This window comes from Polaromonas sp., from assembly GCF_039930745.1.
In the GTDB taxonomy this organism is placed as follows: Bacteria; Pseudomonadota; Gammaproteobacteria; order Burkholderiales; family Burkholderiaceae_C; genus Polaromonas.
Genome location: NZ_JBDTTH010000113.1, coordinates 1 through 11,312 on the forward strand (window position 1 = coordinate 1; position 11,312 = coordinate 11,312).

Genomic DNA, 11,312 nt, shown 5'->3' on the forward strand with positions numbered 1-11,312 from the left:
GCACCAGATTGTGCCCGCGGATGAGTTGCTACGCCTGGATGCACAAACCCTGTTCGCCGACCTGCGGGCGGGTAGCCCCGATGGGCCGCTTGTCACAGAGCGCGCGGCCATGGCCATGGTCTGCCGGCTTTTGATGCGCCAGCACAAAACTCTGGCCGGCACGACTGGCGGCCCCGTGGAGAAAGTGCAGGCGCACATTGATGCAGGCTTGTCAGGCACGCTGGCGCTGGAGCAACTGGCCGAAGTCGCCGGCATGAGCCTGTTCCATTTTTGCCGCGTATTTCGGGACAACCTGGGCGTGACGCCGCACCAGTACATCCTCGCGCGGCGCATGGCGCAAGCCAAGCGCTTGTTATGGACCAACAGCGGGCTCAGCATGCTGGAAATCGCGCTGGCTTGCGGGTTTGCCTCCTCCAGCCACTTCTCCACGCAATTCAAGCGACATGTCGGACAAACGCCGCTGCAATGGCAGCGGTCGCACTGAAGGCTAGCGTTTGTCAGGGTTTCCGATAGCGTGACTACAGCAAGTTTTCAAAAAAACGGTGTCTGGACGGCAAGTTTTGAGTAGACCGGAGGGTGGTGCGCCGGAAAAAATGGGAACACATCAACCCGGAGACCTCCATGACCTTCCAGCGCCTCTTTCCCCCTGTCAGCATCAGCCGCCGTATGGCCCTGGCTTCACTGGCTGTCCCGCTGCTGCCCCACGCGGCCTGGGCTCAGAAACCCGATCTGGTGATTGGCCAAAGCGTACCGCTCAGCGGCATGATGGCAGCCCCCATGACGGGTGTGCTGAATGGGCAGCAACTGGCGTTTGACGAAGTCAACAAACGCGGCGGCATCGGCGGCCGGCTAGTGAAGCTGGTCATACTGGACGACGGCTTCGATCCCAAACGTACGCTGGAAAACGCACGCACCCTGGTGGAGCAGCAGAACGTACTGGCGCTCTTTGGCACCCTCGGTACCGCCCAGACAGCGGCTGTTTTGCCTTACGTCGCGGAACAGCATGTGCCCCTGATTTCGGCCTACACCGGCAGCCCCGCGCTGCGGCAGCAACCCAACCCCTACTTCTTCACCACGCAGGCAAGTTATGCCGACGAGTTGATCAAGATGGTGCGCAATCTCAAGTCCGTTCAGGCCACCCGGATTGCCGTGGTCTACCAAAACAATGACTTCGGCAAGCTGCTCCTTCCGCTGGCGGAAAAAGTGATTGTTTCGGAAGGCGCCACCATGGTCGCAAGCCGCCCGCTGGACGTGAACGGCAGCGACTCCGTCGCTGTAGCGCAGGGGTTGGCATCACTTCGTCCGCAGGCGGTCATCATGATCGTTGCCGGACCTGCTGTCGTGCCTTACGTCAAGGCCAACCGCGCTCATCTGGGCGCGCCGGTTTACACCTTCTCGCTATCAGTGGGCTCATCGATTTTGAAGGCGCTGGGCGACGATGCCCGCGGGCTGGCCGTGTCGCGCGCCACGCCTTACCCCTGGCGCGCCACCACACCGCTCACGCGCGACTTCAACCTGCTGATGGGCAAGGCCGGCAAGCCAGTGGACTACGACCACTTTGCGGGTTATATCAATGCCCGGGTGATGATCGAAGGCCTGCGCAATGCGGGCAAAAATCCCTCCCCGGAAAGTCTGGCCCTGGGTATGGAGAAGCTCAGCAAGCTTGACCTGGGTGGCTACACACTGTCCTATAGCCCGCAAAACCACCACGGTTCCAATTTCGTGGAAATCACGATAGTCGGTCCTAACGGCAACTTCATACGCTAGCCGCGCGCAAAAGAGCGCTGTGGCGTCCTGGCCTGCCGTAAGCGACTGGCCAGGGCACTTGTCGCTATCCGAGAGCATGTGGTCGTTTGCCGGCCAACCACGCGAGCTACGACTACCTTTTGACTGGACCTTCCCCTACCCCCGAGGAGACAAAAATGAGAGCCACACTACGACACGCAGCCTTCTGCCTGGCTTTATCCGCTACGGTCGCACAAGCCCAAGCACCTGCACCACAACTCGACGCCGCCCTGCTTGGGCTGGCGCAGCAGGAGACCGCCGCCCTGCTGGAGACGCTGCGGGACTTGACCTCGCAGGACAGCGGCACGACCCAGGCACCGGGTCTGCTGGCCGTCGCTGACCGCATCGAGCGCTTCGCCAAATCACTGGGCGGCGAGACAGAGCGCGTCACGCCGGCAGCTGGGGTGCCCGGCGCCAATCTGGTCATTACCTTCAAGGGCAAGGGCACGCGAAAGATCATGCTGATGGCCCACATGGACACGGTGTATCCCGCGGGCGCCGCGGCTGCGCGGCCGTTCCGCGTAGAGGGCAACCGCGCAATCGCACCGGGCATCGCAGACGACAAGAGCGGCATAGCGGTGTTCCTGCACGCGATGAAGCTGCTCAAGGCGCGCGGCTTCCAGGACTACGAGCGCGTGACCATGGTGTTCAACGTGGACGAGGAACGCGGCTCGGGCGGTTCGCGCGACTTGATCCGCAATCAGGCGCAGGCGCACGACTACGTGATGAGCGGCGAACCAACCTTTCCTACCGAGGCCCTCGTGCTGGGCACATCCGGTGTCGGGCAGTTCGCGGCCAGGCTGCGTGTCGCCGATGCTTTTGCCCCTGCCGACGCGCGACCGATCGAAGAACTTGCTGACCTGATCCTGCGCTCGAAGGATGTGCAGGCCCAAGTCCCCAACACGCGCATGAACTGGACCATCGCGCGCGCCGAGGAGCCGCGTACGCTGGACAAGCTGGCGGCCGACCACAGGTTCGCGACGCTGTCCTTCCGCGTCAAGGGCCGGGCCTCGCACGCGGGCGTCAACCCAGCGGGTGGCATCAACGCAGTGGTTGAGATGGCATCAGTGGTGCAGCGCGTGACCGAAGCGGCAGCCAAACTTCCGAGCGCCAAGTTACAGTGGCGTATCGTCTCCGGTGGCCTCGTCGGCAACGTCATTCCGGACCGTGGCAGTGCGGTCGCCGAACTCGCGCTGCCGAAGACGGCTGATTCGGAGGCGGCGCTGCAGTTCCTGGCGCTACGTGGCACGCAGGCTTTCGTCCCTGGCGCCGAAATCACGGTGGATATCTCCGACGGACTCGTCGCCAACACGAACGGGACAGGTGAAGCCTTCGCGTCGGCGGACCAGCGCGTGCCTGACCCGGCAACCTTCAGCGCCTTAAGCCAGGCTGCGCGGCAACTCGTCGGAAGGCACAAATTCCCTGCGTCCAGCATCACCGTGACGGACGGTCTCGGCTTTCCCGCGTTCGTCGCCACTGAAGAAGGCAAGCGAATGGCCGCACTGGCCCAGGGCATCTATGCAGCGATGGGGGGGAAGTTGGCGGTGGTGCCGCACATATGGGGAGCAACCGACGCGGTGTGGGCGGCCCAGTCGGGCAAACCGGTGATCGAAAGCATGGGCCTGCCAGGTGGAAATTTCCACTCTTCGCAAGAAGAATTCGTGCTGATCGATCGCATACCGCGACGGCTTGCCCTGGTAGCGGAAATGATCCGCGCGCTCAGCCGCCCCTGACCCTCAGCGGCTTCGGGGTGGATCACATCAGGAGCGTGGTGGGTGGACTAGGGCCTGTTCACACTATTTATACAAGTGCGTTCCCTCTTGGTTGCGGCCAAACAGGGCATGCGCAGTGTTGCAAAGCCTTGCCGGGCTCCAGCCCGGCTGCATTTCGCGCCCCGCGCATGACCTTTTTGACTCGCAACGCATCTTGTATAAATAGTGTGAACAGGCCCTATAAGGTACGGCGAGTACTGACCGCTGCACCGGTCTCAAAATTCATACGGCAGCGGAACTTAGATCTGTGTCTCAGTGTGTCAAATACATTGGCCACCAGACAAGGCTGCAAGCGGGGGCCAACTATTGAGGGCAGGCTGTTGACCTGGATCATTCAGAAGCATGGCTGTGCCGTTTCGACCTATGGCCCGCGATCTTGCGGCAGCACGCGTCCAGGATGGCAGCCAATTAGCAGAAACCGGTCTGGATGCGGATGTACGTGAAGTCGGCCACCAAACGACATTTGGCCGGCTTGAAATGATGTTGCGGTACGGGTTCGGGAAGATCGGCGAGTCGTGCTACTGTCAGTGGTGCACACGAAGCGCCTGCGCGGCCTGATGTCCGGGCTGTGCATCTTCATCGGGCAATGCGGCCACGGGCAATCGCCTGGACGAGGCGCGATCGCTGATGGTCGCGCATTACGAAAACACGGCGGGCATCTTCACCGGGGCGCCCGGACCCCCTCCCCAGATTGAGGCGGCACGCAGGCCGACTGTCTTTCTGCGGACACTGCGGAAAAAGGTCACAAGGCGCCGTTGTCAATTTCGGTGAAAATCCCGGTATGAGAACAAATGCTTACGTGTTGACGCCTGAGGCCGCCCGCGCAGTCGTTTTCTTCGGGCCTTTGTTTGCGGTGGCGCCTGCATGACCACCGTTGTATTTGCAGACCTCGTGGGCAGCACCAGCATGTTCGAGCGGCTGGGGGATGAAACCGCCTCGCGTTTTGTCACCCAGCTGGTCGGGGCGCTGAGCCAGGTCTTCGAGCAGCACAGCGGCCGTGTCGTCAAGCTGCTGGGCGATGGGCTGTTTGTGGTGTTTCCCCAAGAAGGCGATGCGCTGGCGGCCTGCGTCAGCATCCAGAAGCGCTTTCTGGACAAACCCATCCGGGCCGGCGGCAGCGGGGCACCCGTGCAGATGCAGATGGGCATCGAGTCTGGAGAAGTCGTCGAGATCGACGGCGACTGTTTTGGCGACACCGTCAACTCGGCGGCGCGCCTGGCCGACCTGGCCGGCGCGGCGCAAATCCTCACGACGCAGAACGTCTGGTCGGCCCTGGGGTCGGTGCAGCAGGCGTCGCTGCGTAGCCTGGGCCCCATGCACCTGCGCGGCAGGGCGGAGGCCAGCCATGTGTACCGTGTGGAATGGCAAAGCGGCCGCGATGAAGACGCCACCATGATGGGGCGCTCGATGGCCGCCGATACCCGTCCTATGGTTCTTGAACTGGTGGCCGGCGAGCAGGCGGTGCAAGTCAATGCCGGCAGCGCGAAGGTGTCCATAGGCCGTGGCGCGGGTGCGTCGCTTGCCCTGAACGATCCGCGTGTGTCCCGCATGCATGCCACGCTGGAGTGGCGCGGCGGGCAGTTTGTGCTCAGCGATGCGTCAAGTTATGGCACCTGGGTCTACTTTGGCAACCAGAACGAAGCCGTGGTGCTGCGCCGCACCGAGTGTTATCTGGTGGGCAAGGGCCAGATCAGCGCCGGCTGCGAACGCAAGGAAGGCAGCCCGCTGGTCAGTTTTTCCGTCATCGGGTGACGCTACACCGATAGAATCGTTTGTTTCCAAACGTATCCCGCTGGCCGTCCGGCCCTTTGAACCCATGAGCCTGAACAAGCTTGGTCGCTACGACATCATCCGCGTGCTGGGCAAAGGCGCGATGGGGCTTGTCTACGAGGCGCGCGATCCGAACCTGGATCGCAGGGTGGCAATCAAGACCATCAAGGTGGAAAACCTCTCCGAAGAAGCCGCCGCAGAGTACGAGGCGCGTTTTCGTACCGAAGCCCGCTCGGCCGCCCGTTTGCAGCACCCCAATATCGTGAGTGTGTATGACTCGGACCGCCATGGGGACATGGCCTTCCTGGTCATGGAGTTCATCCAGGGCGAAGACCTGAAGCACCACCTCGACGCCGGCCGCCGTTATTCGCTGGAGCAGTCGCTGGGTATGGTGCGCGATCTGCTGTCCGCACTGGACTATGCGCACCGCCAGAGCATCGTGCATAGGGACGTGAAACCGGCCAACTTGCTGATCGAGGCCGACGGCCGCGTCAAGCTGACCGATTTTGGCGTTGCCCGCATCCAGGACTCCGGGGAGGCCACGCGCACCCAGGGCTCCATGGTCGGAACCCTCAAATACATGTCGCCTGAGCAGGTGCAAGGCGTGCCTATCGATGCGCGGGCCGACCTGTTTGCGGTGGGCGTGGTGCTGTATCAGCTGCTGACCGGCAAACGGCCTTTCGATGGCGATACCGACTTTGCCATCATCCAGCAGATCGTGGGTCACGTCCCGGCAGCGCCCAGCACCTTCAACACGCTGTTGCCGCAGTCCATCGATGCGGTGATGGCGCGTGCACTGGCCAAAAAACGCGACGCCCGTTTCGCCACCGCGCAGGAGTTTTCACAGGCGCTGCTGGAAGCCAGCGGGCAGGCGTCGGACCCGACCATTGTTCCGCCGGCCAGCCCGCCCAGCCGCCGCGGCGGGACAGCAACCGACACCGGCAAATCGCGCGCCGGCGGCTCGACTGTCAAGCTGGCTTCCGCGGGAACGGATACCGGCTCGACGGTGACGCAGGAACTCGAGCTGGTTTACTGGAAAGACATCAAGGACTCCGAAGACCTGGAAGACCTGGAAGGCTTCCTCGACAAGTTTCCTTCCGGTATTTATGCCGACCTGGCGCGCCGGCGTTTGAGGAAACTGGGGGGCCCGGTGCTGGCGGACGGCTCCGGAAGCGGGACCGGCTCGACCGCGACGGCAGTTTCTCAGGAGGCCGTGGGTGAATGGACCCGGCTCCAGGGGCTTCACACGGAAGCTGGTCAGGCGGCCCAGACCCGTGCCGCGGTGGCTGCGCCCGAACCCGCGGCCAGTGCGACACCCGAACCTGAAGCCGAAGACTCTGACTTGACCTGGCAGCGCCAACCCACCGTGCCGCTTCAGCGCCCGCCTTCACCCCGCATGCAGGCTGCCGCAGCCTCTGTGCCCCCGGTGTCTGACGCACAGACTGCAAGAGGCGCAGGGCCTGCCCGTCGTTTCAAGCTGCCTCTGGTGGCGTTTGCCGGTGTGGCCGTGCTGGTGCTGGCGGGGTTGGCCTTCCAGTGGTCGGCCCGCGAAAAGGCGCCGGCTGCCAATGTATCTGCCGGTACTGCCTTGCCAGCTGCGGCGGTGGGCACGCCGGTGCCGGCCGCGGCCGCACTTTCCCCGACCGCGCAGCCAGTTGTGCCGCCTTCCAAACCAGCACCCAAACACCAGGCCGTGCCGGTGGCTGAAAAGCCGGCGCCCGCCAAGCCGGTTGCTGCCAAGCCGGCGGCACCAACGGCTGCAACTCCGGCCGGGGCGGAGACGGCAGGTCCGGCGCAGGCAACCAACCCCAAGCAGGCCTGTGAAAACCGCGTGCTGCTTGGTTTCCAGTTCTGCATGAACGAGCAGTGCGCCAAGCCGGCTTTCAGTAAACATCCGGCCTGCGTGGAGCGGCGTACGATGGAGAAGCTGCGCCAGGAGGCGCAGGAAATGCGCAACTAGCGCTGGCCACGGTGTTCGTCGGGCGCTATAAAAACAGGAGCTATTGGAGAAGTACCAGTAAGGGCTGACGGGCTTTTTAGTCAATGTTCGTTGGCGCCGGGCCGGACCTGGCCCTGGTGCTGGCGGTTTCCCTGATTCGAGGGTCTGCAGCCCGGATGTGCGGCCTGTGTTTGGCCTCTGGGATGGCAGCCGTTACCATAGCGTCAAAATTCCAGGAGTTTCGTATGCCTGTGGTTGTGATTGCCAATCCGAAAGGAGGCGTCGGCAAAACGACGCTGTCCACCAATGTGGCGGGTTATTTCGCCAGCCAGGGCCATACGGTCATGCTCGGGGACGCAGACCGACAGCAGTCGTCGCGCCTCTGGCTGGGTCTACGTCCACCGGGCGCGCGGCCGATTTCGACCTGGGATGTCAATGCCGACATGATTGTCAAACCGCCCAAAGGCACCTCCCATGTGGTGTTGGACACGCCCGCCGGCCTGCATGGCTGGCGCTTCAACGATGTGCTCAAGCTCGCGGACAAGGTGATCGTGCCGCTGCAGCCCAGTGTGTTTGACATTTTTGCCACCCGAAGTTTTCTGGACCAGTTGGCAGAACACCGTCACGCCGGCAAGATGCAGGTGGGCATTGTTGGCATGCGGGTCGATGCCCGCACCATTGCGGCCGACAAGCTGCGCGGTTTTGTCGAAAGCCTGGGCCTGCCGGTGCTTGGTTATGTACGTGACACACAGAACTACATTCACCTGGCAGCGCGTGGGCTCACCTTGTTTGACGTGGCGCCAAGCCGGGTGGAAAAAGACCTGGAGCAATGGCAGGGCATCTGCCGCTGGCTGGACCAGTGACGGAACCCTTCCGCCACCAGCGCGCCGGGGGTAGCCCGGCCGTGTCGCTGGCTGGACAAGCCAGCATTCCGGGCGACGTTAAAGTCTGGGCATGAAAACCTTCCAGACCCTTTCCGAACTGGCGGCCTGTGTCGGCCAGGAAGTCGCCGTCAGCGACTGGCTCAGCATCACCCAGGCACAGGTCAATCTTTTTGCCGAGGCCACCGGCGACCACCAATGGATCCACGTGGACCCGGAAAAAGCCAAAGCCGGGCCTTTCGGCGGGCCGATTGCGCATGGGTTTCTGACCTTGTCGCTGCTGCCGAAGTTTTTTGAATCCTCGTTCGAGATTGCGCAAAGCCGCATGGGCGTGAACTACGGCTTGAACAAGGTGCGTTTCATGGCGCCGGTGCCGGTTGGCAGCCGGTTGCGGGCCCGCATGAAGCTGCTCGCCTGCGAGCCGATTGACAACGAAGGCGTGCAGATGATCTGGGAGGTGACTGTCGAGCGCGAAGGTGCTGCCAAACCGGTCTGCGTCGCCGAGTCGTTGGTCCGCCGTTATCCCTGAGCCTTGCCGATCCCCAAAACAGGCCTTAGATCCGGCTGAGTTGGATAGTAGGGATCCAGCCGCAAAAAGTCTCCAGCAGCGCATTGATGCGCCGGGCCGCCTCCGCCTGGTCGTGCGCCCGTGAGATGCACTGGTGCAGGTCGCTGCGCAACAACCAGAGTTCAGCTGGCGTGGCGGCAAGCTTGATTTTGTAAATCACCCGCTGCGCGTCCGTGCCCGTGCAGTCCTGCAAGGCCCCGTACAGCTGTTGGCGGATCTGCTCAAGTGGCAAACGATCCTGCGAAAGCGTGACGGCAGGCACATGCTTGAACAATGCAAAAATGGAAGGAAAAGCCATGAGAATCGGGTTCTTGCGGTCTTGTGGACCGAAGGGGTGGAAAGACGTGAAGAGCCGGATCTCGGTCTTCAGCGCTAGTGTCTGTAAATTATAGGGTTTACCCTTGATCTTGGACAGACTTCCTCTCCTTAACGAAGCTTGATCCCACAAATCACACCCGTTAACGCAATAAAAAAACCGTCCGGACAAAATCCGGACGGCTTTTGGAGTCCTGAGCGGCCGGGGGTAACCCGGCCAGCCGGCTCAAATTACATGTAGCTGGCTTCGCCGCGCGGGATCTGGCCCAGGCGAACAGCGTCAGCAGCCTGTGCACGCACGGTGGCGCGGTCGGCCGGGGACTGCACGGTGGCCGCAACGCGGGAGCCGGCAGGCTCCTGGCTGTGGGTTGCCACTTTGCTGGCGGCTTCGGCGCGCACTTCGGCCACGGAGCGGGTCGAGTTGAACTGGACGCCAAACTGCGAGCCGTCGGCTTCGTCGGCGTGGGCGCCGAAAGAGGCAACAGTAGCAAGAGCGGCAACAGCGAAGAATTTGGATGCGTTCATGATGAAATTTCCTTGAAAAAGTGAATAAACATTTCCGGGCATGGCGGGCTCATTAATCCCGTCTGTCCAGCCTCGGTGAGTCGTTTATTTGGTTGCGGCTCATCGATGTATGAACTGTACTATTGCCACAGATGAAGAAAAATAGCATATTCATCAATTGGGAATTGCTGTTTATGGAACAATAAGGACTTGATTTATTAGGTAATTACCCTATGGACCGACTTTTATCGATGCGCGCCTTTCAGCAGGTCGTGGACGATGGTGGTTTCGCCGCTGCGGCCAGGACGATGGACATGTCGGCGGCCGTGATGACCCGGCTGATCACGGATCTGGAGCAGCACTTGGGCGCCCGGCTGCTGCAGCGCACCACCCGCAAGCTGTCGCTCACCGAGGCCGGGCAGTCCTATCTGCAACGTGTACGGCACATCCTCAACGATGTGGACCAGGCCGAGGCTTCGACGCGGGAGCAGACGGATGAGCTGGCCGGTTTGCTGCGCATCCACACCCAGCCCGTGATGGCGGTGCACATCATCGCTCCGCTGGTGGCCGAGTTCCGGCGCCGTTATCCCAAGGTGGTGCTCGATATCACGGTGGATTCGCCGCTGGTGCCGCCGATTGAAGACTATGACCTCACGATTCTGGGTGCTGGCCGGCTGTATGACGCCAACGTTGTGGCGCGTCCGGTGATTCTCTCGGAGGGATTGTTGTGCGCTTCCCCGCGCTACTTGCGCAGTGCAGGGACACCGCGCCAGCCCGCGGACCTGGAAAAACACGCGCTGCTGCGGCTCAGCCAGGCGGGCATCCGCCAGCGGGAATGGCGCCTGATCAACCCGCAGGAGGATGACCGGGAGCTTGCTGTCGAGGTTAAGCCGGCGATGATGGCCAATCACAGCGACACCCTGCTGCGCGCTACCCTGGACGGCACCGGCATCAGTGCGCAGCCGCTGGACCTGGTTGCCAACTACCTGCGCGACGGCCAGCTGCGGCGCGTGCTCGCGCCCTGGATCACCGGCCGTTTCACCCTGTACGCGGCTCTTCCCAGCCGCAAATACGTGCCGGCCCGGGCGCGCGTGTTCATGGAGTTCCTGATCGAGCAGACCCGGCTGAAAGCCGCCGAGGCCGAGCGCACTTGGCCTTCGAGTGCCGAGGACAGCGTGGCCTCCTAGCCAGGCGCCGCGGGCAGGGCGAAGTGGTTTTGCCGCCAGGCCTCAAATACCGTCACGGCAACCGCGTTGGACAGGTTCAGGCTGCGCTGGCCGGACCGCATGGGCAGTCTCAGGCGCTGCGCCGGCGCAAACGTCTCGCGCAACTCAGGGGCCAGGCCCCGGGTTTCCGCGCCGAACACCAACCAGTCGCCGGGGGCAAATTGCGCCTCGTGCACAAGTTTTGTTCCGCGGGTGGTCAGGGCAAACAGCCGCCGTGGATCGGGCTGCTCGGTGTCCAGGAAAGCCTGCCAATCGGCATGGCGCTTGAGTTCGGCGTACTCGTGGTAGTCCAGGCCGGCCCGCCGCATGTGTTTGTCATCCATCGAAAAACCCAGCGGCTCCACCAGATGCAGGCGGCAACCGGTGTTGGCGGCCAGCCGGATGACATTGCCGGTGTTGGGCGGGATCTCGGGCTCGACCAGAACGATATTGAACATGGCCCGATTGTCGCTGCGAGCACCAGGAGCTCTATGCGAGGCGTTGTCCCCTTCAAGCAGGGGCCGCGGATCTGGCTTCGCCAGTCCGCAGGCGCAGCGCCCCCTCGGGGGGCAG

11 protein-coding genes are annotated in these 11,312 nt (G+C 62.7%); 8 read left to right on the top strand and 3 right to left on the bottom strand.

Annotated elements, in window-relative coordinates:
- The 7 genes from ABI660_RS21220 to ABI660_RS21250 all read left to right on the top strand — a co-directional run.
- Positions 1–484 (top strand): AraC family transcriptional regulator (locus ABI660_RS21220; protein ID WP_348071864.1); only part of this gene is annotated, 484 nt, incomplete at its 5' end.
- Positions 485–621: 137 nt separating this feature from the next.
- Positions 622–1,767: an ABC transporter substrate-binding protein gene (locus tag ABI660_RS21225; protein ID WP_348071866.1), complete on the top strand. Its 1,146-nt coding sequence runs from the start codon at positions 622–624 to the stop codon at positions 1,765–1,767.
- Positions 1,768–1,922: 155 nt separating this feature from the next.
- Positions 1,923–3,518, top strand: a complete 1,596-nt coding sequence (locus ABI660_RS21230; protein WP_348071868.1) for a M20/M25/M40 family metallo-hydrolase — start codon at positions 1,923–1,925, stop codon at positions 3,516–3,518.
- A gap of 903 nt (positions 3,519–4,421) precedes the next feature.
- On the top strand, positions 4,422–5,309 hold the full coding sequence (locus tag ABI660_RS21235) for an adenylate/guanylate cyclase domain-containing protein (RefSeq protein WP_348071870.1): 888 nt from the start codon (positions 4,422–4,424) through the stop codon (positions 5,307–5,309).
- Positions 5,310–5,373: 64 nt separating this feature from the next.
- Complete coding sequence (locus tag ABI660_RS21240; protein ID WP_348071872.1) at positions 5,374–7,287, top strand: protein kinase; 1,914 nt, start codon at positions 5,374–5,376, stop codon at positions 7,285–7,287.
- 224 nt (positions 7,288–7,511) lie between these two features.
- Entirely contained in the window at positions 7,512–8,129 is a 618-nt protein-coding gene (locus ABI660_RS21245) for a ParA family protein (RefSeq protein ID WP_348071874.1), read from the top strand.
- 91 nt (positions 8,130–8,220) lie between these two features.
- Complete coding sequence (locus ABI660_RS21250) at positions 8,221–8,676, top strand: MaoC family dehydratase (protein ID WP_348071876.1); 456 nt, start codon at positions 8,221–8,223, stop codon at positions 8,674–8,676.
- Positions 8,677–8,701: 25 nt separating this feature from the next.
- On the opposite strand, the gene ABI660_RS21255 is transcribed toward ABI660_RS21250, so the two are convergent.
- Both ABI660_RS21255 and ABI660_RS21260 read right to left on the bottom strand, forming a co-directional pair.
- The gene (locus tag ABI660_RS21255; RefSeq protein WP_348071878.1) at positions 8,702–9,163 is read right to left on the bottom strand and encodes a hypothetical protein; all 462 of its coding nucleotides are present in this window, start codon (positions 9,161–9,163) and stop codon (positions 8,702–8,704) included.
- Between the two features lie 98 nt (positions 9,164–9,261).
- Positions 9,262–9,555 carry a DUF4148 domain-containing protein gene (locus ABI660_RS21260; protein ID WP_348071879.1) on the bottom strand — a complete coding sequence of 98 codons (294 nt, stop codon included), beginning with the start codon at positions 9,553–9,555 and terminating at the stop codon, positions 9,262–9,264.
- Between the two features lie 212 nt (positions 9,556–9,767).
- On the opposite strand from ABI660_RS21260, the gene ABI660_RS21265 reads away from it, so the two are divergent.
- Positions 9,768–10,721 (top strand): LysR family transcriptional regulator, encoded by a 954-nt coding sequence (locus ABI660_RS21265; protein ID WP_348071881.1) that lies wholly within the window; start codon positions 9,768–9,770, stop codon positions 10,719–10,721.
- On the opposite strand, the gene trmL is transcribed toward ABI660_RS21265, so the two are convergent.
- Complete coding sequence (trmL, locus tag ABI660_RS21270; protein WP_348071883.1) at positions 10,718–11,197, bottom strand: tRNA (uridine(34)/cytosine(34)/5-carboxymethylaminomethyluridine(34)-2'-O)-methyltransferase TrmL; 480 nt, start codon at positions 11,195–11,197, stop codon at positions 10,718–10,720. The two genes, ABI660_RS21265 and trmL, sit on opposite strands and share 4 nt — an antisense overlap.
- Positions 11,198–11,312: the final 115 nt, after the last annotated feature.

Coding starts and splice junctions, on each gene's coding strand:
- ABI660_RS21225 (WP_348071866.1), top strand. CDS start 622: ATGACCTTCCAGCGCCTCTTTCCCCCTGTCAGCATCAGCCGCCGTATG.
- ABI660_RS21230 (WP_348071868.1), top strand. CDS start 1,923: ATGAGAGCCACACTACGACACGCAGCCTTCTGCCTGGCTTTATCCGCT.
- ABI660_RS21235 (WP_348071870.1), top strand. CDS start 4,422: ATGACCACCGTTGTATTTGCAGACCTCGTGGGCAGCACCAGCATGTTC.
- ABI660_RS21240 (WP_348071872.1), top strand. CDS start 5,374: ATGAGCCTGAACAAGCTTGGTCGCTACGACATCATCCGCGTGCTGGGC.
- ABI660_RS21245 (WP_348071874.1), top strand. CDS start 7,512: ATGCCTGTGGTTGTGATTGCCAATCCGAAAGGAGGCGTCGGCAAAACG.
- ABI660_RS21250 (WP_348071876.1), top strand. CDS start 8,221: ATGAAAACCTTCCAGACCCTTTCCGAACTGGCGGCCTGTGTCGGCCAG.
- ABI660_RS21260 (WP_348071879.1), bottom strand. CDS start 9,555: ATGAACGCATCCAAATTCTTCGCTGTTGCCGCTCTTGCTACTGTTGCC.
- ABI660_RS21265 (WP_348071881.1), top strand. CDS start 9,768: ATGGACCGACTTTTATCGATGCGCGCCTTTCAGCAGGTCGTGGACGAT.
- trmL (WP_348071883.1), bottom strand. CDS start 11,197: ATGTTCAATATCGTTCTGGTCGAGCCCGAGATCCCGCCCAACACCGGC.